Source organism: Amycolatopsis sp. lyj-84 (assembly GCF_046549075.1).
Classification (GTDB): Bacteria; Actinomycetota; Actinomycetes; order Mycobacteriales; family Pseudonocardiaceae; genus Amycolatopsis.
In genome coordinates, this window is the sequence record NZ_JAJPWO010000007.1 from 1 (window position 1) to 22,950 (window position 22,950).

Annotated in this window: 23 protein-coding genes; 16 read left to right on the forward strand and 7 right to left on the reverse strand. The window is 69.7% G+C overall.

Features of this window, described 5'->3' with window-relative positions:
* On the forward strand, window positions 1-192 hold a 192-nt coding region (locus ACLJRM_RS21560), incomplete at its 5' end, for a transposase (protein ID WP_410664103.1).
* Window positions 193-423: 231 nt separating this feature from the next.
* Here the strand turns inward: ACLJRM_RS21560 and ACLJRM_RS21565 are convergent.
* The 3 genes from ACLJRM_RS21565 to ACLJRM_RS21575 all read right to left on the reverse strand — a co-directional run bounded on the left by ACLJRM_RS21565 (window position 424) and on the right by ACLJRM_RS21575 (window position 2,821).
* Window positions 424-867, reverse strand: a complete 444-nt coding sequence (locus tag ACLJRM_RS21565; RefSeq protein ID WP_101609978.1) for a GNAT family N-acetyltransferase — start codon at window positions 865-867, stop codon at window positions 424-426.
* Window positions 864-1,901, reverse strand: a complete 1,038-nt coding sequence (locus ACLJRM_RS21570) for an MBL fold metallo-hydrolase (protein ID WP_410664104.1) — start codon at window positions 1,899-1,901, stop codon at window positions 864-866. Before ACLJRM_RS21570 ends, ACLJRM_RS21565 begins: the two co-directional genes overlap by 4 nt.
* A gap of 110 nt (window positions 1,902-2,011) precedes the next feature.
* Window positions 2,012-2,821 (reverse strand): phospholipid scramblase-related protein, encoded by an 810-nt coding sequence (locus ACLJRM_RS21575; RefSeq protein WP_101609976.1) that lies wholly within the window; start codon window positions 2,819-2,821, stop codon window positions 2,012-2,014.
* Between the two features lie 121 nt (window positions 2,822-2,942).
* Here ACLJRM_RS21575 and ACLJRM_RS21580 point away from each other — a divergent pair, with 121 nt between their 5' ends.
* From ACLJRM_RS21580 to ACLJRM_RS21595, 4 genes are read left to right on the forward strand one after another with little or no spacing between them, the layout of a single operon-like run.
* Complete coding sequence (locus ACLJRM_RS21580) at window positions 2,943-3,980, forward strand: methionine synthase (protein WP_101609975.1); 1,038 nt, start codon at window positions 2,943-2,945, stop codon at window positions 3,978-3,980.
* Between the two features lie 21 nt (window positions 3,981-4,001).
* On the forward strand, window positions 4,002-4,706 hold the full coding sequence (locus ACLJRM_RS21585) for a hypothetical protein (protein WP_101609974.1): 705 nt from the start codon (window positions 4,002-4,004) through the stop codon (window positions 4,704-4,706).
* Window positions 4,707-4,716: 10 nt separating this feature from the next.
* Window positions 4,717-6,864 (forward strand): NAD-dependent DNA ligase LigA, encoded by a 2,148-nt coding sequence (gene ligA / locus ACLJRM_RS21590; protein WP_410664105.1) that lies wholly within the window; start codon window positions 4,717-4,719, stop codon window positions 6,862-6,864.
* Entirely contained in the window at window positions 6,857-7,354 is a 498-nt protein-coding gene (locus ACLJRM_RS21595; protein WP_101609972.1) for a GNAT family N-acetyltransferase, read from the forward strand. The genes ligA and ACLJRM_RS21595 overlap by 8 nt, the downstream gene beginning before the upstream one ends.
* A gap of 81 nt (window positions 7,355-7,435) precedes the next feature.
* Here the strand turns inward: ACLJRM_RS21595 and ACLJRM_RS21600 are convergent, their stop codons facing one another.
* Complete coding sequence (locus tag ACLJRM_RS21600; RefSeq protein ID WP_101609970.1) at window positions 7,436-8,089, reverse strand: ACT domain-containing protein; 654 nt, start codon at window positions 8,087-8,089, stop codon at window positions 7,436-7,438.
* Window positions 8,090-8,333: 244 nt separating this feature from the next.
* Between ACLJRM_RS21600 and gatC the strand changes: the two genes are divergently transcribed.
* The 8 genes from gatC (at window position 8,334) to ACLJRM_RS21640 (ending at window position 16,672) form a co-directional block, all read left to right on the forward strand.
* Window positions 8,334-8,633, forward strand: a complete 300-nt coding sequence (gene gatC, locus ACLJRM_RS21605) for an Asp-tRNA(Asn)/Glu-tRNA(Gln) amidotransferase subunit GatC (RefSeq protein ID WP_101609968.1) — start codon at window positions 8,334-8,336, stop codon at window positions 8,631-8,633.
* Window positions 8,630-10,147, forward strand: coding sequence for an Asp-tRNA(Asn)/Glu-tRNA(Gln) amidotransferase subunit GatA (gene gatA / locus ACLJRM_RS21610; protein WP_101609966.1), 1,518 nt, complete (start codon window positions 8,630-8,632; stop codon window positions 10,145-10,147). The genes gatC and gatA overlap by 4 nt, the downstream gene beginning before the upstream one ends.
* Entirely contained in the window at window positions 10,144-11,649 is a 1,506-nt protein-coding gene (gene gatB, locus ACLJRM_RS21615; protein WP_101609964.1) for an Asp-tRNA(Asn)/Glu-tRNA(Gln) amidotransferase subunit GatB, read from the forward strand. Before gatA ends, gatB begins: the two co-directional genes overlap by 4 nt.
* A complete protein-coding gene (locus ACLJRM_RS21620; protein WP_410603026.1) occupies window positions 11,642-12,127 on the forward strand; it encodes a hypothetical protein in 486 nt (161 codons plus the stop codon). Before gatB ends, ACLJRM_RS21620 begins: the two co-directional genes overlap by 8 nt.
* A gap of 48 nt (window positions 12,128-12,175) precedes the next feature.
* Window positions 12,176-12,871 carry a cupin domain-containing protein gene (locus ACLJRM_RS21625; protein WP_101609960.1) on the forward strand — a complete coding sequence of 232 codons (696 nt, stop codon included), beginning with the start codon at window positions 12,176-12,178 and terminating at the stop codon, window positions 12,869-12,871.
* A 26-nt stretch (window positions 12,872-12,897) separates the two neighbouring features.
* A complete protein-coding gene (locus ACLJRM_RS21630; RefSeq protein WP_410664106.1) occupies window positions 12,898-14,295 on the forward strand; it encodes a DUF6351 family protein in 1,398 nt (465 codons plus the stop codon).
* 434 nt (window positions 14,296-14,729) lie between these two features.
* Complete coding sequence (locus ACLJRM_RS21635; protein WP_410664107.1) at window positions 14,730-15,302, forward strand: TetR/AcrR family transcriptional regulator; 573 nt, start codon at window positions 14,730-14,732, stop codon at window positions 15,300-15,302.
* Window positions 15,299-16,672 (forward strand): MFS transporter, encoded by a 1,374-nt coding sequence (locus tag ACLJRM_RS21640; RefSeq protein ID WP_410664108.1) that lies wholly within the window; start codon window positions 15,299-15,301, stop codon window positions 16,670-16,672. The genes ACLJRM_RS21635 and ACLJRM_RS21640 overlap by 4 nt, the downstream gene beginning before the upstream one ends.
* On the opposite strand, the gene ACLJRM_RS21645 is transcribed toward ACLJRM_RS21640, so the two are convergent.
* Complete coding sequence (locus ACLJRM_RS21645; protein ID WP_410664109.1) at window positions 16,669-17,904, reverse strand: PQQ-dependent sugar dehydrogenase; 1,236 nt, start codon at window positions 17,902-17,904, stop codon at window positions 16,669-16,671. The genes ACLJRM_RS21640 and ACLJRM_RS21645 overlap by 4 nt on opposite strands.
* A 62-nt stretch (window positions 17,905-17,966) precedes the next feature.
* Here ACLJRM_RS21645 and ACLJRM_RS21650 point away from each other — a divergent pair, with 62 nt between their 5' ends.
* The 3 genes from ACLJRM_RS21650 to ACLJRM_RS21660 all read left to right on the forward strand — a co-directional run bounded on the left by ACLJRM_RS21650 (window position 17,967) and on the right by ACLJRM_RS21660 (window position 20,340).
* Window positions 17,967-18,872: a 2-hydroxyacid dehydrogenase gene (locus ACLJRM_RS21650; protein ID WP_101613444.1), complete on the forward strand. Its 906-nt coding sequence runs from the start codon at window positions 17,967-17,969 to the stop codon at window positions 18,870-18,872.
* A gap of 32 nt (window positions 18,873-18,904) precedes the next feature.
* Window positions 18,905-19,729: a DUF72 domain-containing protein gene (locus ACLJRM_RS21655; RefSeq protein WP_168214592.1), complete on the forward strand. Its 825-nt coding sequence runs from the start codon at window positions 18,905-18,907 to the stop codon at window positions 19,727-19,729.
* A 68-nt stretch (window positions 19,730-19,797) separates the two neighbouring features.
* Window positions 19,798-20,340, forward strand: a complete 543-nt coding sequence (locus ACLJRM_RS21660; protein ID WP_101609952.1) for a DoxX family protein — start codon at window positions 19,798-19,800, stop codon at window positions 20,338-20,340.
* A gap of 113 nt (window positions 20,341-20,453) precedes the next feature.
* On the opposite strand, the gene ilvD is transcribed toward ACLJRM_RS21660, so the two are convergent.
* Complete coding sequence (gene ilvD, locus ACLJRM_RS21665; RefSeq protein ID WP_410664110.1) at window positions 20,454-22,298, reverse strand: dihydroxy-acid dehydratase; 1,845 nt, start codon at window positions 22,296-22,298, stop codon at window positions 20,454-20,456.
* Window positions 22,299-22,370: 72 nt separating this feature from the next.
* Window positions 22,371-22,841 (reverse strand): PH domain-containing protein, encoded by a 471-nt coding sequence (locus ACLJRM_RS21670; RefSeq protein WP_101609949.1) that lies wholly within the window; start codon window positions 22,839-22,841, stop codon window positions 22,371-22,373.
* Between the last annotated feature and the right edge of the window lie 109 nt (window positions 22,842-22,950).

Below are 22,950 nucleotides of genomic sequence, written 5' to 3' on the forward strand. Positions count from 1 at the left end.
CATTCCCCATGGCAACGCGGATCGAACGAGAACACCAACGGCCTGCTCCGCCAGTACTTCCCCAAAGGGACCAACCTGCACCAGCACACCGCCGAAGACCTCGCCGCGGTCGCCGCACGACTCAACAACCGCCCCCGCAAAACACTCGACTGGCACACCCCACTCGAGAAACTCACCACGCTACTGTCCTAACAGAGCACGTTGCGACCACCACATGAATCCGCCTGGCTTTCGCGACACCGACGATGGTGCCGAATCGCGGGGTTAGGCAAAGGTGGCGTGCGCGTGCCATTCTTCGGTGCCGGTCGCGGGGCGGCTGTTGCGAAAGCCACTTTCGCAACCTTCAATGTTGCGAAAGTGGCTTTCGCAACATCTTCGGGCCGCTGCCGGAGCCCCCGCAACCAGGTGCCGCAACGCGGGCGGTCAGAACTTCAGTTTGAAGCCGGTGTGGCTCGCCTCGAACCCGAGGCGTTCGTAGAACCGGTGCGCGTCCTCGCGTTTCACGTCCGACGTCAGCTGGACGAGGGCGCAGCCCCGTCGCCGGGATTCGTCGATGGCCCACGTCATCAGCTCGCCGCCGAGACCGGAGCCGCGATGGCTCGCCCGCACCCGGACGGCCTCGATCTGCCCGCGCAGCGCGCCTTTCCTGGCCAGGCCCGGAATGATCGACAGCTGGAGCGTGCCGACGGCCTCACCGGCGTCGTCGGCGACGATCAGCAGTTGCGTGGGATCGGCGTCGATCTCCTCGAAGGCCTTGAGATACGGCGTCAGGTCGTCAGTGGAATCCCGGGTGCTGCCGATCTGGTCGTCGGCGAGCATCCCGACGATCGCCGCGACGTCCTCGCGGCGTGCTTGACGGATGATCATGAGGCGTAGTGTCGCACTCCGTCGGTCTCGGCCGCGGTGAGTTTCCCTTGTGCCACCAGCAGATCCAGATGCGAACCGGTCTCGAGGACGGCGAGCATCTGGTTGAACGGGTCCATCTCCGGGAGCTTGCGCAGCTTGCGTGTCCAGCCCAGCCGCAACGCGACCTCGTACGCCGTGGTGACGTCCGGGGTGATCTCGGCGCCCATGACCTCGAGCCGGTCGCGGTGGTGCTCCAGCAGTTCGTCCACGCGGGCGTGGACGCTGTCGGTGACGCGGCCGTGCGCGGGCAGCATGCGCCGGTCCGGCATCTCGCGCACCAGGCGCAGGGAGTCGAGGTAGTCCCTCAGCGGCAGTTCGGCGGGCACCGGCTGGAACCCGATCGACGGCGTGATGTGCGGCAGCACGTGATCGCCGGAGAACACCAGCCCCGCTTCGTCGTCGACGAAGACGACGTGCCCGGCAGTGTGGCCCGGCGTGTGCACGATGTCGAACTCGCGGCCGGGCATGATCGTGCGTTTTCCGGGACTGAGCCACTCGTCGGGCTGTTCCCACAAGTGCGCTTCGGTGTGCCGGACACCGCCGAAGGCCTTGGCGAGTTCCTCGACCACCGGGACCGCGCCGCAGCGCTGAAGGAGGCCGACCTGCGCCTCCATCGGGAAGCGGTCCGGATCGCCGGAGCGCACCAGCGAAGGCTCTTCCAGCTTCCCGAGCCCGACCTTGCCGCCGAACTCGCGGCGCAGTTCCACCGCGAGGGTGTAGTGATCGCGATGCACGTGGGTGATCAGGAATTCGTCGATGTCGCCGAGGTCGGCACCGAGCGCTTTCAATCCGCGCGACAGCAGCTCACGCGCCGACTCCAGCGCCCAGCCCGAGTCGACGAGGACCAGGCGCGTGCCGTCGGTGACGGCGTAGACGTTGACCGCGCGCAGCGCGTCGTACGGCAGGGGCAACGGGATCCGGTGGACCCCCGGCGAAACCGTGTAGACGCCTGGTTCGGCCCAGTCCCGTTCGCCGTCTTCGGGCAACGGCTCCATGGTGACCTCCGTCCCGGACGCACTCCAGCGTGCCGCCCCAGTCCTTCCACCTTGAGCCGCCGGAAGGCGAGTGTCCACTTGAGTGGGGTGAGACCCCGGTCACGCCCCGCTCAGCGGCCGTCGTCCTGCTTCAGCGCGGTGTCGATGGTCAGCGCCGACGCGACCACCATCGACGCCAGCGGATCCCGCAGCGGCCGGTGGATCTCGACGACGTAGTTGTCGGCGGTGGTGAACGCGGCCTTCACGAAACCGCCCCAGGTCTTGGTGATCCGCGCGATCTCGACGTCGGCGTGGTCCTTGATCACGAAGTTCCACGCCCGCCAGTTCTCGGCGAAGATCCCGCCGACCCGCTGGCCGTCGATGACGAAACCCAGCCGGATCTTGCCGAAGACGTTCTCCTGCACGATCTCCCCGATCGGGGAGTCGTCGGCCTTCGTCACCAGGAAGCGGGATTTGAACACCTTGGCCGGTCGCGTCACCTTCAGCACGGTGCTGTGGTTCGCGTCCCGGATTTCGAAGCGGTGGGTCAGGAACTGGTCGTAATTCGTCAGCAGCCGGATGGCCTTCTTCAACGTGCTCTGCCCGACCTGCACGACGCCGCCGAGGCGGTTGCCGTTCTGGTCGAAAACCCCGAACTCGTTGGACATCTCGATGAGTTTCGCGCGCTGGTTGACCACCAGCACGGGTTCGGAGAACAGGGTCCCGCCACCGGCGGCCCCGCCGCCCCGGCCTTGGGTCCCCTTCGCCACCTGCGCCCGGATCTTGTCCGGGTCGTGCGCGCCTTCGATGTCCAGCTCGATCATCTCGGCGTCGTGGGACGGCCGCGTGTTGGGCGTCCAGGCCTGTCCGTCCCACCACCGGTACACCCGGGGGTTCTGCTGGTCGGGATACCAGCCGGCGGGCTGTGGAGAGCTCGTCATGGCAGGTCAGCGTAATGCGCGAGACGCCTCTGCGGGCTCGCCGACGGCAATTGCGGCGAATGTCCGTGTCGTCGGTGTGCCCCGCCTCCCCGCCGAGCGGGACCAAGGGGAGAATCCGGGTGTGAACGAACGACCTTGGCCTCCGGGCGCCGCGACCGCGATCGGTTCCCAGCCCGGCACCGATCCGGTCGAGGCCGCGTCGATCGTGTTCGGCGAACTGCCCGAATTCCCCTATCTGCCCGAACTTCCCGCGCGCGGCGTGGGTGCCGACCTGATCGGCCGGACGGCCGCGCTGCTGGTCGATCTCGCCGTCGAGGTGGTGCCGAGCGGTTATCGCGTCGCCGCCCGCCCCGGGCACGACCACCGCCGCGCGGTCGACCTGATGAACTGGGACCTCGACGCCGTCCAGGAGGCGAAGGAGAAGGCGGGTGCCGCGCCGCCGGTGTTCAAGGCACAGGTCGCGGGGCCGTGGACGCTCGCCGCGAACATCGAACTCCAGCGCGGGCACCGGATCCTCACCGATCGGGGCGCGCTGCGCGATTTCACCGCGTCCTTGCTGGACGGCCTCGCCGAACACGTGGCGGAGCTGAAGTCGCGCGTCGGCGCGCCCGTGGTGCTCCAGTTCGACGAACCGTCGCTGCCCGCGGTCCTCGCCGGCGATCTTCCGACCGCGTCCGGCTACGGCACCGTTTCCGCCGTGCCCGCGCCGGAAGCCCGCGACCTGCTGTCGACGGTGATCTCCGGGGCGGAGCGCATCACCGGGCAGCCGGTCGTGGTGCACTGCTGCGCCGAGAAGCCGCCGATCTCGTTGCTGCGCGCCGCGGGCGCGCAAGCGATCGCCTTCGATTTCACCCTGTTGAAGGGCGCTTCGCCCATGCAACTCGATGAAATCGGCGAGACGCTGGATTCCGGCACGACGCTGATGCTCGGGCTCGTCCCCACGACCGACCCCGGCGCACCGTTGGTGCTGCGTGACGTGGTCACGCCCGTGTTCAAACTCGTCGACAGGCTCGGATTCCGCAGGGAGATCATCGCCGAACGCGTCGTGCCGACCCCGGCGTGCGGTCTCGCGGGCGCGACTCCCGAGTGGATGCGCCGCGCGCTCACCCTCGGCCGGGAGGCGGGCAAGGCTTTCACCGAACCGCCTGAAGGCTGGTGACCGGCGCGGTAGCGTGCCCGCATGCGTTTGTTCCGCCGCTCCCGTAAGCCCGAGGACGTTCCCGACCCCCGCACCGCGTGGCCGGAGCAGCCGGTCCCCGAGGACGCGGCCGCCGCGGCGGTGACGTTCTGGGAGGCGTGGTTCGCGCTCCTGCCGGAGGTCAGCGCCGCGCTCGGCGATCGCGAGCCGCATCGCGTGGAACACGACCTCTGCACCATCGTCGAGGCGCTGCACCCGCGGCTGCACTTCTCCCTCGATCGTGGGCACCGGGCGATCTACTCGCTGGTGCTCACCGGCCAGGAGGATCCGGAACTACGCCCGTACACCGACGCGTGGAAGGCCGCCGCGCCGCCGGAGGACGCGATCTGGGAGTACCACGACTCCGTGCCGCCGGTCCCCGATCCGACCGAGGTCACCGTCAACCTCGGCGAGACCCGCATCGCGCTCGCCGATGTCCGGGTGACCGCGAAGGTGGACGATTCAGCCGGACGGGTGGACGTCACCGTGTTCCACCCGCTGATCGAAGAACTCCGGCCGGAGACCCGGACGACCATGACCTTCCTGCCGCTGGACGCCACGCTGGGTGAGCGCGTCGCGGCCGAAAGGCTGGGCAAGGTCGAGCTGGTGACCGAGGCGCAGGAGGGACAGCTGACCCTTCTGGAGCTCCGTGAAGTGGTCGCCCGACTCGACCCGAGGGCGTCCGGAATTGTCGGTACCCCCGACTAGGCTTACCCCCGTGAGCAGCGAACTTCCGGAAAACCCCGAGCCAGTGCAGGACATCACCGAGGTCCCCGCCGAGGTCCGAGAAAGGCACGCCGAACTGGCGGAGGAGATCCGCGGGCACCAGTTCCGGTACTACGTGCTGGATTCACCGATCGTGTCCGACGGCCAGTTCGACACGCTGCTCAACGAACTCCAGGCCATCGAGGACGAGCATCCGGGGCTGGTGACGCCGGAGTCGCCGACGCAGAACGTCGGCGGCACGTTCTCGACCGAGTTCGTCGCGCACGACCACCTCGAGCGCATGCTCAGCCTGGACAACGTCTTCGACGGCGAAGAGTTCGAGACCTGGGTCGAGCGGGTCCAGAAGGAGATCGGCGCGACGAAGTATCTCGCCGAGCTCAAGATCGACGGGCTCGCCATCAACCTGCTGTACGAGAACGGCCGCCTGACCCGCGCGCTGACCAGGGGCGACGGCCGCACCGGCGAGGACGTCACGCTCAACGTCCGCACGCTGGAGCAGGTGCCGGACCGCCTGACGGGCACCGACGAGTTCCCCGTGCCCGCGCTGGTCGAGATCCGCGGCGAGGTGTACTTCCGCGTCGAGGACTTCCTGGCGCTCAACGCGAAGATGGTCGAGGCGGGCAAGGATCCGTACGCGAACCCGCGCAACACCGCCGCCGGATCTTTGCGGCAGAAGGATCCGAAGATCACGAAGTCCCGCAACCTGCGGCTGATCTGCCACGGGCTCGGGAAACGCGAAGGCTTCGAGCCGAAGCGCCAGTCCGAGGCGTACGACGCGCTGGCCGCGTGGGGCCTGCCGGTCTCGCCGCACAGCAAGGTGCTCGCCACCGGCGAGGAACTGCTGGAGCACATCAGGTTCTGGGGCGAGCACCGCCACGACGCCGAGCACGAGATCGACGGCGTCGTCATCAAGGTCGACGAGGTCGGGCTCCAGCGCCGTCTCGGGACGACGTCACGCGCGCCGCGCTGGGCGATCGCCTACAAGTACCCGCCGGAAGAGGCGATCACCACCCTGCTGGACATCCAGGTCAACGTCGGCCGCACTGGGCGGGTCACCCCGTTCGCGGTGATGGAGCCGGTGAAAATCGCCGGGTCCACGGTGGCGATGGCGACGCTGCACAACCAGGAAGAGGTCAAACGCAAGGGCGTGCTGATCGGGGACAAGGTGGTCATCCGCAAGGCGGGCGACGTCATCCCCGAGGTGCTCGGCCCGGTCGCGGACGCGCGCACCGGCGAGGAGCGCGAGTTCGTCATGCCGTTGCGCTGCCCCAACTGCGACACCGAACTGGCGTACCAGAAGGAGGGCGACATCGACATCCGTTGCCCGAACGCGCGGTTCTGCCCGGCGCAGCGGCGGGAGCGGCTGTTCCACCTGGCGAGCCGCAACGTCTTCGACATCGAGGTGGTCGGGTACGAGGCCGCGGTGGCGCTGCTGGACGCCGGTGTCGTGCACGACGAAGGCGACATCTTCGACCTGGACGAGGAGAAGCTGCTCGAGGTCGATCTGTTCCGTACCAAGGCGGGGGAGCTTTCGGCCAACGGGCGCAAACTGCTGGACAACCTCGAGATCGTCAAGGACCGTCCACTGTGGAAGGTCATCGTCGGGCTCTCGATCCGGCACGTCGGCCCGACGGCGGCGCAGGCGCTCGCGCGGGAATTCGGTTCGCTGGAAAGGATCGAGAACGCCTCCGAAGAGGAGCTCGCCGGCGTCGACGGGGTCGGCCCGACCATCGTGAAGGCCGCGAAAGAGTGGTTCGAGGTCGACTGGCACCGCGAAATCGTCGAAAAGTGGCGTGCGGCGGGCGTGCGGATGGAGGAGGAGCGCGACGAGTCCATCCCGCGCAACCTCGAAGGCCTGTCGATCGTCGTCACCGGTTCGCTGAACGACTACTCCCGTGACGAGGCCAAGGAATTCATCATGGCCCGCGGCGGGAAGGCCGCCGGTTCGGTGTCGAAGAAGACGGCGTTCGTCGTCGTCGGGGACGCGCCGGGGACGAAGTACGACAAGGCCGTGCAGCTGAAGGTGCCGGTGCTCGACGAGAACGGCTTCACGGTGCTGCTGGAGAGCGGCCCCGAGGCGGCCGCGGAACTCGCGTTGCCGGCCGAGGAGTCCGCCGATGAGGAGGACAGCGGTGAGTGATCTGGAGATCCGGCCTGCCCGCGCCGATGAACTGACCGCGGTCGGGGAACTCACCCTGGCCGCGTACTCCGCCGAGCGGAGCCTCGTCGACGGCGTGGGCTACGCGGCCGAGCTCGTCGATGCCGCCAAGCGGGCCGAGCAGGCCGAACTCCTGGTCGCCGTGGACGGCGACGGAACGCTGGTCGGCACGGTCACCATCGCGCGGCCGGGGACACCGTTCGCCGAGTTGTCGCGCGAAGGCGAACTGGAGTTCCGGATGCTCGGTGTGCGGCCCACGGCCACCGGGCGCGGCGTCGGCGAGGCGCTGACCAAGGCCGTCATCGCGCGGGCGCGGGAACTGGACGCGGAGCGCGTGGTGCTGTGCAGCCTGGTCACGATGGCGCGGGCCCACCGGCTCTACGAGCGGCTCGGCTTCGTGCGGCTGCCGGAGCGGGACTGGGAGCCGCATCCCGGGGTGACCTTGGTCGCCTACCGCTTGGAGCTCACCTAGCCGTCCACCTGTGCCATGAAAGTCACCTTCATTGCAAAATTTGCAATGAAGGTGACTTTCATGGCACGCCAGGTGGGGCGCTCAGCTGTCCAGGACGACGGCCACGATCCCCGCGAAGTGAGCCAGCCGCGCCACCTCCGCGGCACGGAAGTTCGGCCCGCCGGGCCGCGCGACCAGCAGCGCCTTCCCCGGCTTTCCCAGCGGTGTCGCCGCGAGTTCGGTGCCCAGTTCCTTCCACGTCTCCGGGACCCACGCCTCCTCGGCGTCGAGGATGGTGGCGCGTTCCAGTGGCAGCCACGGCAGGTCGGTGATCGGCGTCTCGGGCGCGGCGCTGGACGACGCCAGCCGCAGGGCCCCGGACTCCGAGTGCTCGACGACGACCGCCCAGCCCGCCCGGATGATCCGCGGCACACCTTCGGCGAGGATTTCCAGCCCCGAAGCGGGCTTCGCGGCGATCTCCTCGACCAGTTCGAGTTCGCGATGGGTGTCCAGCACCCCGGCGTACGGGCGGACGGCGTCGACCTCGACGCCGTCGACGCTTTCGGCGGCGGTGATCAGCGCGTCCGGAAGCCTGCCGGAGGGGATCTCGACGACGAGGTCGTCGACGGCGATCCCGCCGCCGCGTTCGACCACGTCCACGCTCAGGATGTCGGCGCCGACGGTGCCGAGCGCGGTGGCGACCGCGCCGAGGGTACCCGGGGTGTCCGGTAATTGGACCCGGATCAGGAACGACACACGCGCCCCTCTCGCCTCAGGCGTTCCAGCCTCGCCGTGGAACGCGCTACGCCGGGCGCCGATTGTGACAGACCGGACGAGGTAATGGGACCCGACGTCCGGGGCGCGGGATAACGAACCAGGCACTCCTTACCCGACGTGGGAGTCCCGGCCGCGGCATAACCCAGTCGAGTTCGCCGACGCCGCCACCATAGACTTGCAGCTTCCGACTGAACCCGCACAGCACACCCCGGGAGTCACCCGCGTGCCCAACATTTCCCGCGACGAGGTCGCACACCTCGCCAAGCTGGCCAGGCTTGCCGTCACCGAAGAGGAGCTGGACGTCTTCGCAGGCCAGCTCGACCAGATCCTGGACTCGGTGGCCAAGGTGAGCGAGGTCGCAGGCGAGGATGTCCCGCCCACGTCGCACGCCGTGCCGCTGACCAACGTTTTCCGTGAGGACACGGTCCGACCGGGGCTGACCCAGCAGCAGGCACTGGCCGGCGCGCCGGCCGCCGAAGAGGGTCGTTTCCGGGTGCCGCGGATTCTGGGAGAAGAGCAGTGACCGAACTCATCAAGCTGACCGCCGCCGAACTGGCGGACAAGATCCAGGCCCGTGAGGTCTCGGCGGTCGAGGTCGCCCAGGCCCACCTGGACCGGATCGCCGAGGTCGACGACCACATCCACGCGTTCCTGCACGTGGACACCGAGGGCGCGCTCGACGCGGCCCGCGCGGTCGACGCCGACGTCGCCGCGGGCAACGCGCCGAAGTCGCCGCTCGCCGGGGTGCCGCTGGCGCTCAAGGACGTGCTGACCACCAAGGGCATCCCCACCACGGTCGGTTCGAAGACCCTGGAGAACTGGATCCCGCCGTACGACGCCACCGTGACGCGCAAGCTGCGCGAGGCCGGTGTCGTGGTGCTCGGCAAGACCAACATGGACGAGTTCGCGATGGGCTCCTCCACGGAGAACTCCGCGTTCGGCCCGACGCACAACCCGTGGGACCACGCCCGCATCCCGGGCGGCTCCGGCGGTGGCTCCTCGGCCTCCATCGCGGCGTTCGAGGCCGCGATCGCGATCGGCACCGACACCGGTGGCTCTATCCGCCAGCCCGGCGCGGTCACCGGCACCGTCGGCGTGAAGCCGACGTACGGCGGCGTCTCCCGCTACGGTCTCGTCGCCTTCTCGTCGTCGCTGGACCAGGCCGGTCCCTGCGCGCGGACGGTGCTCGACGCCGCCCTGCTGCACGAGGTCATCGCCGGGTACGACCCGATGGACTCGACCTCGATCGACGCGCCGGTCCCGCCGGTGGTCGCCGCGGCCCGCCAGGGCCTGACCGGTGACCTCAAGGGCGTCCGCGTCGGCGTGGTCAAGGAATTCGCGGGCGACGGCTACCAGCCTGGCGTCCTGCGGTCCTTCGAGGCCGCCGTCGAGCAGCTGCGCGCGCTCGGTGCCGAGGTCGTCGAGGTCTCGTGCCCCAACTTCACCTACGCGCTGCCCGCGTACTACCTGATCGCGCCGAGCGAGTGCTCGTCGAACCTCGCCCGGTTCGACGCCATGCGCTACGGCCTGCGCGTGTCCGACGACGGCGCGCACAGCGCCGAAGAGGTCATGTCGCTCACCCGCGAGAAGGGCTTCGGCCCCGAGGTCAAGCGCCGCATCATGCTCGGCACGTACGCGCTGTCTTCGGGCTACTACGACGCCTACTACGGCTCGGCGCAGAAGGTCCGCACGCTCATCACGCGCGACTTCGAAGCCGCGTACGAAAAGGTGGACGTGCTGGTCTCGCCGACCACGCCGACCACCGCGTTCAAGATCGGCGAGCGCGTCGACGACCCGATGGCGATGTACCTCGCGGACCTCTGCACCATCCCGTCGAACCTCGCGGGCAACGCGGCGATGAGCGTCCCGAGTGGACTGTCGCACGAGGACGGCCTGCCGGTCGGCCTGCAGATCATGGCCCCCGCGATGGCCGACGACAGGCTGTACCGCGTCGGTGCCGCCTACGAGGTCGCGCGGGACGCCGCCAACGGCGGTTCGCTGGTGCACCAGGTTCCGGAACTGGGAGGAAAGAAGTGACCGCCGTAGTGGAACTGATGGACTACGCCGACGTCATCGAGCGGTTCGACCCGGTGCTGGGCCTCGAGGTGCACGTCGAGCTGAACACGAACACCAAGATGTTCTGCGGCTGCGCCAACGAGTTCGGCGGCGAGCCGAACACCAAGGTCTGCCCGACCTGTCTCGGCATGCCCGGCGCGCTGCCGGTCGTGAACGCCAAGGCGATCGAAGGCGCGATCCGCATCGGCCTCGCGCTCAACTGCGAGATCGCCGAATGGTGCCGGTTCGCCCGGAAGAACTACTTCTACCCGGACATGCCGAAGAACTTCCAGACGTCGCAGTACGACGAGCCGATCGCCTTCAACGGCTACCTCGACGTGACGCTGGACGACGGCGAGGTCGTCCGCGTGGAGATCGAGCGCGCGCACATGGAAGAGGACACCGGCAAGTCGCTGCACGTCGGCGGCGCCACCGGTCGCATCCACGGCGCCGAGCACTCGCTGCTCGACTACAACCGCGCCGGCGTGCCGCTGATCGAGATCGTCACCAAGACGATCGAGCACACCGGTGAGCGCGCCCCCGAGGTCGCGCGGGCGTACGTGAGCGCGCTGCGGGATCTGCTGAGCGCGCTGGACGTCTCCGACGTCCGCATGGACCAGGGTTCTCTGCGCTGCGACGCGAACGTCTCGCTGATGGCCAAGGACGCGACCGAGTTCGGCACGCGCACCGAGACCAAGAACGTCAACTCGCTGCGCAGCGTCGAGCGCGCCGTGCGCTACGAGATGACCCGTCAGGCGGCGATCCTCGCCGAGGGCGGCTCGATCAAGCAGGAGACGCGGCACTTCCAGGAGGCCGACGGCACCACGTCGCCCGGCCGCACCAAGGAGACCGCCGAGGACTACCGGTACTTCCCGGAGCCCGACCTGGTCCCGATCGCGCCGTCGCGCGAGTGGGTCGAGGAGCTCCGCAAGACGCTGCCGGAGATGCCGTCGGAGCGCCGCAAGCGCATCCAGCGCGAGTGGAGCCTGACCGACGAGGCGTTGCGCGACCTGCTCAACGTCGGCGCGGTCGACCTGGTCGCCGCGACGGTCGAGGCGGGCGCGACGCCGGACGAGGCCCGCAGCTGGTGGGTCAACACGCTGGCGCAGGAGGCCAACTCCCGCGAGATCGAACTGGCGGAGCTGGCGATCACGCCGTCGCAGCTGGCCGAGGTCATCGGGCTGGTCAAGGCCGGTGAGCTGACCAACAAGCTGGCCAAGGAGGTCGTGCAGGGCGTCCTGGCAGGCGAGGGTTCGCCGTCCGAGGTCGTCGAGAAGCGCGGCCTGAAGGTCGTCTCCGACGACTCGGCGCTGATCGCGGCCGTCGACGAGGCACTGGCCGCGCAGCCGGACATCGCCGAGAAGATCCGCGGCGGCAAGGTGGCCGCGGCCGGGGCGATCGTCGGCGCGGTCATGAAGGCCACCAAGGGCCAGGCCGACGCCAAGCGCGTGCGCGAACTGATCGTCGAGCGAGTCGGTGCCTGAACTCGTTTCCAAGAAGGTCACCTGGCGTGAGTGGCTCGGCCTCGCGGCCGGGCTGCTCGCGCTGGTGACCTTGTTCCTCCCGTGGACGACGCTGACCGCGTCGCGCCCGGAGATCGAGGACGTGCTGACGTCGTTGCCCGCCAACGACGTCACGCGTGACGCGTGGCGCTCCGGCTTCCTCGCCTGGGCGCCGGTCTTCCTCCTGTTCCTGCCCGGTCTTGCCGTCGTGCTGTTCGGCCGCGTCGAAGCCGTCCGCCGCGCGGGCCTGCCGCATCTGTGGCTGATGGTGGCCCTCGGCGCCCTGCTGCTGATGGTGCTCGGCTGGGTCACCCTCGACTGGCAGTTCGACGCCGACCAGCGGGGGATCCTCTCCGCGGCGGGTATCGAGATCGGGGCGGGCCTCGGCCGTTACCTCGGCATGGTGGCCGCTGTCGTCTCCGCCGTCGTCGCCTTCTTCGACGTCCGCGCCCGTAAGTAGTCACTCAGCGGATACCGGCCGGAAACCCACGATCTCCGAGGAGGTCCCGTGTTCCCGCTTCCCGGCGGTATCGGTCTTTCCCATCTGCGGGCCTACGAATGGGAGGCCTCGGACGGGGTGTGCGGTGGCGGCCCGCATCTGCACCTCGCCTGCACCGAGGCCTACGTCGTCACCGGCGGACGCGGCGCGGTGCAGACGCTCAGCGTCGACGGCTACCGCGAAACCGAACTTGAAGCCGGGGTCGTCGCGTGGTTCGCGCCCGGCACGGTCCATCGGATGGTGCAGCGCGGCGGACTGCGGATCACCGTGCTCATGCAGAACAGCGGGCTGCCCGAAGCGGGTGACGCCGTCCTCACCTTCCCGCCGCCGATCCTCGCCGATCCGGACGCGTACGCCGCGGCCGCCGCGATGCCCGCGGACGAAGACTCGGCACGACGGCGCCGCGACCTAGCGATCGAGGGTTACCTGCCGATCCGCGACGCCCTCGCCGCGGGAGATCCCGGTCCGTTGAGGGACTTCCATCGCGCGGCCGCCGCGTTGATCGCGCCGAAGGCCGCCGCTTGGATCCCGCGCTGGCGGGCCGGTGCGCTGGCCGCCGCCGAGCGGACCGGAGAGCACCTGGAGGCACTCGCGAACGGTGACGCGAGCCATCTCGAGGAGTCCGGCGTCCGGGTCGCGAATCCGTCCACAAAGGACGGTTACGGCATGTGCGGGCGGCGCGAGGAGTACCGCATTGACATGTGACCATTTGGTCACCTATTTTGGTCGGCATGACCCACTCACGCAGGACACTCGTCACCGTGCTCGTCACGCTGCTTCTCGGTGCGCTGGTCACCGCCGTCCCGGCGTCGGCCGAGGGGCGCCGTCACGTGTACGAAGGAACGATCGACGGCGCGGACTTCCTGGTCAAAGTGCCGAAACGGTGGAACGGCACGCTGGTGCTCTACAGCCACGGGCTCTACGTGGAGGAATGGAAGCCGGCGCGGATCATGCTGGCCACCAGACCCGAAACCGAGACCTGGCTGCTTGACCAGGGCTACGCGCTCGCCGCGTCGAACTACAAGGGCGTGTTCGGGCACGCGATCGAGGAGGCGCTGACCGACCAGGTCGCGCTGCTGGACTGGTTCAAGGCCACCGTGGGCGCACCGCGGCGGACGATCACCAGCGGGATGTCCATGGGCGCCGTGATCTCCTTGAAGCTGGCCGAGAACAATCCCGGTCGTTTCGACGGCGTTCTGACGCAATGCGGCGAGTACGACGCGAACGGCACCTGGAACAGCGCGCTGGACATGCTGTTCGCGCTCAAGACCCTGCTGGCGCCGGACGCGGACATCGACCTGGTCCGGCCTCGCGATCCGCAGGCGGCTCAGGACGCGCTCGGAGCCGTCGTGGCCGAAGCCCAGAAGACGGAGCGGGGCCGCGCCCGGATCGCGCTCGCCGGTGCGCTCGGCGAAATCCCGGGCTGGGCCTTCGCGCATCAGCCGGAGCCCACCGCGCCGTCGGACCGGCTCGCGCAGCAGGCGATGTGGGTCACCGGGGCCTACTTGTTCGGTTACGGACCGGCCGCGCGCCCCGAGATCGAGCGCCGTGCGGGCGGCAACCCGTCGTCGAACACCGGCATCGACTACCGGCGCATGCTCGCCCGGTCCGCCGGACTCGACCTCGTCCGGCACGCCTACCGGGTGGGCGGCGCGGACCTGGAAGCCGATCTGGACCGGCTCGCCGCCGCTCCGCGGATCTCGGCGGACCCGAAGGCGGAGGCCTACCTGCGTCACTACACCGTGGCACGCGGCACCACGCCGTCGCCGGTGCTGACCGTGCACACCACCGGCGACGGCGGCGCGGTCGCCGGCCAGGCCCGGTGGTACGGCGACCAGGTCCGGCGCAACGGCGATCCCGCCCGGTTGCGGCAGGCCTACGTGAGCCGGGGCGGCCACTGCTCGTTCAATGCCGCCGAGGAGATCGTCCTGCTGCGCACCCTCCTGTCCCGGGTGGACAGTGGGCGCTGGCCGGACACCGGACCGCGACGGCTCACCGCCGCCGCGACCGCGCTGGGCCCCGGCTACCGGCTGGTCCCGGAGCTGTTCAGCGAAAACGGCGAAGAGAAGGCCATGGCGCCGTCGTTCGTGCGCTTCACGCCGCCGTCCTCCCCGAGGCCGTCCCGCTGAGCCGAGGGATGGGCAAGGGGTAGGGCGCGAGTGGCTCGGTACCGGCACCCTGGTCGCTTGAAGTACGTGATGGCCCCCTTCCTTGCGTCTAGCGCAAGGAAGGGGGCCATCACGTACTTCGGCGAGGCGTGAGGGCCGAGTTTCCTCGGCTGAGCCGAGGGAAGGGGCCCCTTTTGCGCGGCCGCTGTGATCATTGGTGCGTGTGGGGCGAAGGTGGCGGTCGTGGCGATCACGAGAGTAGTGAAGGCCTCCATCACTACGGTCAAGGTAGGCAAGGGGCCCTTCACGACCCGGACCCGTGAACGACCGCAGCCAGAGGCCAGTAGGTGGCCAAGGCACCCTCGGCCCTAACCCGAATCGCCACTCACGACCCCCTGGACCGGCACCCCACCCACCCCGCCTAGTTAGTGGTTAGTAACCAGTAACCTCGCGGCATGGCTGAACGGATGAGCGGAACCGACCGGCGTGCCCAGGTGCTGGCCATCGCGGCGAAGGAGTTCGCGGAACACGGGTTGCACGGGGCGTCGACGGAGGCGATCGCGAGGGCGGCAGGGATCACCCAGGCGTATGTCTTCCGGATCTTCGGGACGAAGAAGGCCCTGTTCCTGGAGCTGGTCCAGGCCGCTTTCGCGCGCGTCAGCGACGGGATGCGAGACGCGGGCGAGGGGAAGACCGGCCTGGACGCGCTCTCGGCGATGGGCGCCCAGTACTTCGATTTGCTGGCCGATCGGACCGGGTTGTTGTTGCAGCTCCAGGGCTTCGCCGCTTGTGGCGACCCGGAGGTGCGGGACGTGGTGCGGTCGTGTTTCGCCCGGATGTGGGACACGGCCGAGGACGGCACCGGACTCGAACCGGTGACCGTGAAGACGTTCCTCGCCTTCGGGATGCTGCTGAACACCGGCGCCGCGATGGACGTCGAACAGGTCGAAGCGGACTGGGCCGAGGGGGTTCGCACCCGGATCCGGCCGGAGCTGTTCGCGCACATCACCACCGAGGCGAACCGGTGACCACCCGCGTGGACGGCGGGCTGAGCGTGGCGCTGGTCTGCACGGCGTTGTCGGGAGCGGTGATCGGCAGCGTCGGGGCGCCTCTCATCACGCCGGTCGCGACGGGGATGCACGTGTCCCTCGACGCCGCGCAGTGGACGTTGACGGTGACGTTGTTCAGCGGCGCGATCGCGGGCCCGGTGCTGGGCAGGCTCGGGGGCGGCCCGTACCGCCGGGTCACGATCCTGGCCACCCTGGCCCTGGTCATGGTGGGCGGGCTGCTGACGGTGCTCCCGCTGCCGTTCGCGGCGTTGTTGATCGGGCGAGCTCTGCAAGGGCTCGCGGTCGCGGCCGGGGCGCTGTTGATGAGCGTCGCCCGCGCTCACCTGCCTGCCGAACGTTCGGTGTCGACGATCGCCGCGATCTCGGTCGCGTCGACCGTGGGCATCGGCGTCGGTTACCCGCTGATCAGCCTGCTCGACCAGCTCGCGGGCCTGCGTGCCGCGTACGGACTCGGATTCCTCCTGTCCGCCGTCGCGCTGGCCATCGCCTGGCGGATCCTGCCCGTCGAGGAGCCCGGCGAGCTGCCCCGGATCGACGTCCCGGGTGCGCTGCTCCTCGCTCTCGGCACACTCGGGGTCCTTCTGGTCATCGCCGCCCCGTCGATCTGGGCGAACGCGTGGCTGGCCGGTGGCCTTCTCGCCGGTTCCGCCGCGGTGCTGGCGGTGTGGGCGTTCCTCGAACTGCGCACCAAGGCGCCGCTGGTGGATCTTCGGCTGCTCGGCCAGGGGCCGATCCTCCGCGCGAACCTGGCGATACTCGTGGCCGGGGCCGGTTTGTACCTGCTGTTCAGCCTGTTCACCCGCTACGTGCAGACGCCCGGCGACGCCCGCTACGGATTCGCGCTTCCCGGTGTCGCCGCGGGTGCGGCCCTGATCCCGTTCTCACTGCTCGGATTCGCCGCGGGCAAAGCGGTGCCGCGGCTCAGCGCGCGCATCACCGAACGGTGGACGTACACGCTCTCGGTCGTGGTCGCCATGGCCGGTGCCCTGTTGTTCGCCGTCGGCAACGAGTCGCTCTTCCTCGTCCTCGCCGCGATCGCCGTCCTCGGCTTCGCCGTCGGAGGTGTCTTCGCGGTGATGCCCAAGCTCGTCCTCGTCGGCGTGCCCCGGGAAGAAACCGCCAGCGTGCTCTCGATCAACCAGATCGCCCGCAGCATGGGAATGAGCGTCGGCAGCGCGCTCGCGGGGTTCCTGCTCGCCGCGACCACTCCGGACGGCGCGCTGCTCCCCACCCGGAACGGCTACCTCACCACGGCGCTCTGGGCGCTGCCCCTGCTCGCGGTCAGCGCGCTCATCGTCGCCGGAACCCCGCGCCGGGCGGCGTCCTAGTCCTTGCCGCTCCCGCCGGCGCTGGCCGCCGGGGTGATGATGACGAGGCGGTCGTCGCTCGAAACCGGTGCGCCGCCGTCCTTGTTGATCGTGCCGACCAGTGCTATCTGCGGGTTGATCATGCTCATCGAGGAGAGGCGGCCGAAGGTCTTCGGGGGTTTGCCGGTCTTGCCGTCCAGGGTGACGCTGGGCTTGCCGGTCACGGCGCCGTCCGGGGTGACCGGCAGATGCTGCAGGTTGCCCGCGATCGACGTCGCCACGGCCAGATAGCCGGAGGCGGCGACGAAGTCCGCGCATCCCGCGACGCCGGGCTTGTCCGGCCAGCTCCAGGCCGGGGTGGTCAGGGGCTGGCCCGCGCGAAGCCGGTGGAGGACGTCCTTGTCCGCCAGCCTGTCCGTCAGCCAAATGCGCGAACCGGCCTGGTCGCGGCAGATCGCGCCGGGGGAGTGCACGCCGGTGGAGAAGACCGCCGAGCCCGCGGTGGGATTGCCCGGCGCGGGTTTGCCGGAGGTGTCGACCCGCAGCACCTTCCCGGCCAGCGACGCCGGATCGGCGGCGAGTCCGGGGTTGCCCGCGTCGCCGGTGGCGACCAGGAGCGCGCCCTTGCCGTCGGTGCCGATCGCGCCGCGGTTGCCGGAGGCGCCCTTGGGGATGCCGGTCAGCACCGGTTTCGGCGCCTGGCCCTTCGCCAGCCGGACGAGCCGGTTGTCCGTCGGGGTGGTGATGTAGGCGAAGACGAGCTGGTCTTCGGCGAACCCGGGGGAGAGGGCGAGCGAGGTGAGGCCGCCGTCGCCGGAGCCGTCCACGGAGATGGTGGCCCAGGCGGCCGGGTCCTTCCCCGCGGCGGCGAGCAGAATGCGTCCGCTCTTGCGTTCGCCCGCGAGCGCGCTGGGCGCGGTGCCGTCGCCGGGGATCGCGGCCACGGCCGCGACGGTGTCCAGGCAGGTCGCGATGACGGCCTTGTCGAAGTCCTTGCAGCCCTGCGGCGGCGGAACCGGCGTCGGCGTCTGGTTCTGCCCGTTCCCCCGGCCGCCGGGACCGCCGGGGCCGGAATCGCCCGCGTCACCGCCGGGCCCGACCTGCGGCGGGGATTCGGGGGACGGCGGGTTGACCGGGGTGAACTTCTGCCCGGCCGCCGTGTTGTCGAAGTCGGCGCAGCCGGAGAGCAGCAGCGAGCCGCAGGCCAGCAGAGCCAGCGGCGCGGTCCATTTCCGCCGGTACCGGGTACGCACGGGGCCAGCCTAGGTGGGCGTGCGTGAGCCACGGGTAAGCGGCACTCGATACCGTGGCGATCATGACGGTAACCGTGCTCGTGCCCGACGAAGAGGGAGTGACCGCGCTTTCGGAGATCGAAGGCGTGCGCCCGGTGGTGTACCGCCGGGGAGAGCCGGTGCCCGCCGAAGCCGCCGGGGCCGAGGTCCTCGTGACCGGTGACCAGCCCAGCGAGGAACTGTGGCGCGAACTGCCGAACGTCAAACTCGTGCAGTTGCTGGTGGCCGGCGCCGAGGACTGGATCGGCAAGGTGCCGGACGGTGTCCTGCTCTCGACCTGCCGAGGCGCGCACGGCGGAAGCTCGGCCGAATGGGTCGTCGCGGTCCTCCTGGCGATCTACCGCGGTCTCGACGGTTTCGCCGACGGCCTGCGGCGGAAACACTGGGCCCGCCGGACCACCGACACCCTGCAGGGCAAGCGGGCCCTCGTCATCGGCGCCGGTGACCTCGGCAGGCATCTGCGACGGCGGCTGGACACGTTCGACGTGCGCTGCACGATGGTCGGCGCCACCGCTCGCGAGGGCGTGCACGGCGTCGGCGAACTCCCAGATCTGCTGCCCGACCACGACATCACGGTCCTGATGGTGCCGCTCACCCAGCACACCCAGGGTCTGGTCGACGCGGAGTTCCTGGCCGCGATGCCGGACGGGGCGATCCTCGTCAACGTTTCGCGGGGGCCGGTCGTCGTCACCGACGCGCTCGTCGCGGAACTCGCGTCGGGACGGTTACGTGCCGCCCTCGACGTCACCGATCCCGAGCCGTTGCCGGAGGGACATCCGCTGTGGGACGTGCCGGGGCTGCTGCTGACGCCGCACGTCGCGGGCGCGGTGAGCGGGAGGCGGCAGCGTGCCTACGCGGTGGTGGCCAGGGAACTGAGCCACTATCTGAGCGGAGAGCTGCCGAACAATCTGGTCCACGGCGAATACTGAGCATCATGGCGACACTGCATGTCGGCTGTGCGATGTGGACGCACAAGGCGTGGGCCGGGCGGTTCCTGGCGAAGTCGCTGCCCGCCGGGGAGCGCCTGCGGGCCTACGCCGGCTGGTGCAACGCCGTCGAGGGCAACACCACCTTCTACGCGACCCCCGCGCGGGACACCGTCGAAACGTGGGCGCGGCAGACCGGCCCCGGCTTCCGGTTCGTGGTCAAGCTGCCCAAGGTCGTCACGCACGAGCGACGGCTCGCCGGGGTCGAGACCGAGATGCGGGCGTTCCTGGACGCGATCGAACCCCTCGGCGAACGGGCGGTCCTGTGGACCCAGTTGCCCGCCTCGTTCGGCCCCTCGGACGTCGACGCCCTCGGCCGTTTCCTGCGCAGGCTGCCCGCCGGCCTCCGGCGTGCCGTCGAGGTGCGCCACCCCGAGTTTTACTCAGACGCCCGCTCGACGTCGCTGCTGGAGCGGACGCTCACCGACGCGGACGCCGAGTGGGTGCCGTTCGACACCATGGTCTTCTTCCGGAGCCCGCCGGTCAGTGAGGCCGAACAGGACGCCTGGGCCAAGAAACCCCGGCTGCCGCGGCGGACACGGGCGCTGACCGACCGGCCGATCGTCCGTTATCTGGGCCGGGACGCGACCGAGGAGACCGTCGAGGGATGGCGGCCGTGGACCGAGGTGGTCGCCGAATGGCTGCGCGCGGGCCGGTCGCCGACGGTCTTCGTGCACACCCCCGACAACGACGACGCCCCCGCGCTCGCCCGCCGGTTCCACGACGAGGTGCGCGCCCTGGTGCCCGGCCTCGACCCGCTGCCCGAGCCCGAACCGGTCGAACCCGCGACCCTGTTCTGAACCGCTGTGTCGCCTGACGGGCTTCTTTCGCCTACCCTTCGCGCGTGAGCGATGACTACCAGACCAGCATGATCTCGGACGTGGCCGACTCCGACAGCGGCCCTGGCCCGGCGGAGACCAGGGGCGGGATCGATCTCGGTCTGCTCGTCCTGCGAGTGGTGCTCGGCGTGACCATGGGCGCGCACGGGCTCCAGCACCTCTTCGGCGCCTTCGGCGGGCCCGGGGTCGGCGGCTTCGCCAGGGTGCTCGGCAACCTCGGCTACACCAGCCAGACCACGCTGCTCTCGTGGATCACCGGGATCAGCGAGGTACTCGGCGGCGCGCTCGTGCTGGTGGGCCTGTTCACCCCGGTCGGCGCGGCCGCGCTGCTCGGGGTCTGCGCGAACATCGTGTTCGTGAAGTTCAGCGGCGGGTTCTTCCAGAAGGAAGGGCAGGGCTTCGAGTTCGAGCTCCTGCTGGGCGCCGCTTCGCTGACCGTCCTGCTCGCGGGCTCGGGACGGATCGCGCTGGACGCCAACACGCCTTGGCGCAAGCGGCCGCTCTCGTTCGGGTTGATCGGGCTCCTGCTGGCCGCGGCGGCCTCGGTCGTGGTGATCGTGCTGTGCCGCTGACCCGCGTTTAGTCCTCTGGATGCGTTCGGGCGCGTGCTATGAAGGGGACTTTCATTGCAAAATCTGCAATGAAAGTCCCCTTCATAGCGTTTGGGGACCACGCAACAAGAGGACTACTTGCTCGGGTCCCGCACCGCGCCGGTGTCGGCGGAGGTGGCCATCCGCGCGTAGGCCCGCAGCGCGGCGGTGACCGGCCGCTCCCGCGAGACCGGCTGCCACGGCCGCTCGCTCGCGTCCATCTTCGCGCGCCGCTCGGCCAGCACGTCCGCGTCGACGAGCAGTTCGAGGCGGCGCTCGTGGACGTCGAGCAGGATGCGGTCGCCGTTCTGGACGAGGCCGATCGCCCCGCCCGCGGCGGCCTCGGGGGAGATGTGCCCGACCGAGATGCCCGACGAGCCACCGGAGAACCGGCCGTCGGTGATCAGCGCGCACTTCTTGCCGAGGCCGGAGCCCTTGAGGAACGCCGTCGGGTGCAGCATCTCCTGCATTCCCGGGCCGCCCGCCGGGCCTTCGTAGCGGATCACCAGCACCTCGCCGGGCTGGATCTCCTTCTTGAGGATGGCCGAAACCGCCTCCTCCTGGCTTTCCAGCACCCGGGCCGGGCCCTCGAAACGCCAGAGTTCCTCGTCGATGCCCGCGGACTTGATGACCGCGCCGTTCTCCGCGAGGTTGCCGCGCAGGATCGCGAGCCCGCCGTCCTTGGTGTAGGCGTGCTCGACGTCGTGGATGCAGCCGTCCGCGGCGTCGGTGTCCAAAGAGGACCAGCGGTTCTCGGTGGAGAACGCCTCCGTGGTCCGGACGCCACCGGGCGCCGCGTGGAACAGTTCGATCGCGCGCGCCGAAGGCTCCTCCGCGCGGATGTCCCAAGTGGACAGCCAAGACTCGATGTCCGGCGAGTGCACGGAGTGGACGTCGGTGTTCAGCAGCCCGCCGCGGTACAGCTCACCGAGGATGGCCGGGATGCCGCCGGCGCGGTGGACGTCTTCCATGTGGTAGTCCGAGTTCGGCGCGACCTTCGACAGGCACGGCACGCGGCGGCCGATGGCGTCGATGTCGTCGATGGTGAAGTCGACCTCGCCCTCCTGCGCGGCGGCGAGGACGTGCAGCACCGTGTTGGTCGAACCGCCCATCGCCATGTCGAGGGCCATCGCGTTCTCGAACGCCTTCTTCGACGCGATCGAGCGCGGGAGCGCGGACTCGTCGTCCTGCTCGTACCAGCGCTTGCACAGTTCGACGACCGTGCGCCCGGCGTCCTCGAACAGCGCCCTGCGGGCGGCATGCGTCGCGAGGGTGGAGCCGTTGCCCGGCAGGGACAGCCCGAGCGCCTCGGTGAGACAGTTCATCGAGTTCGCGGTGAACATGCCCGAACACGAACCGCAGGTCGGGCAGGCCGAGCGCTCCACAATGGACAGCCCGTCCTCGTCGACCTCGCTGCTGGCCGAAGCGGCGATCGCGGTGATCAGGTCGGTCGGCGCCTGCGCGACCCCGCCGACGACCACGGCCTTCCCGGCCTCCATCGGCCCGCCGGAGACGAAGACCACCGGGATGTTCAGCCGCATCGCGGCGTTCAGCATGCCCGGGGTGATCTTGTCGCAGTTGGAGATGCAGACCAGCGCGTCGGCCTGGTGTGCGTTCACCATGTACTCGACGGAGTCCGCGATGATCTCGCGCGAGGGCAGCGAGTAGAGCATTCCGCTGTGCCCCATGGCGATCCCGTCGTCGACGGCGATCGTGTGGAACTCGCGGGCGACACCGCCCGCCTCCTTCACCGCGCCCGCCACGATCTCGCCGAGGTCCTTGAGGTGCACGTGCCCCGGCACGAACTGGGTGTAGGAGTTCGCGATGGCGACGATCGGCTTGCCGAAGTCGCTGTCGGTCATCCCTGTGGCGCGCCAGAGCGAGCGGGCGCCCGCCGCGTTGCGGCCGTGGGTGGTGGTCCGGGAACGGAGTGGGGGCACGGCTTACTCCAAGGTTCGGGGTGGGACCAGGGCACTGCCGGGCGAACCGGCGCCAAACTGGTCCTACCAATCCTACTCCCCGGAGTCCGCGGTCTTTTCCGGCGTCGCCTCTTCGGCCTTGGCGACGTCGTCCGTGAGCCCGGAAGGATCGGCCATGTGCCCCGCGCTGACCAGCGAGATCACCGGAAGGTGGCGAGTGCGCACGGCCGGGAGGGCGACCTTGGTGTCGTCCTTCAGCACCGCCTGCACCTTCGCCTTGTCGGTGATGGCGAGCCCCTTGAGGGAGGACCACGGCAGGTCCCGGTGCCCGAACAGCGTGCGGACTTCCAGTCCCTCGGCCGTCGCGGTCGTGCGGGTCCGGATGACGAACACCGCCAGCGCGATCGGGAAGACGTAGAGCCACTGGAGGTACGGCACGTCGCCGAACGCGACAGGCGTCACACAAACGACGAGGAAAGCGATCGCCAACAGTGCCGTGTTCGGAATCTTGAAGACGGCTTTGGGAGCCTCGTTCGCCTGTTCCTGCTGCTTTTCTTCTACCACGTCAAAGATGGTGCACCGCGGCCTTTCGGACCCCGAACGCGGGTCGTGTAGTACCCCGACAGTGTCCAGCATGCGGAATCGCCGTCCCGCAGAGTTGACACTCTTGACG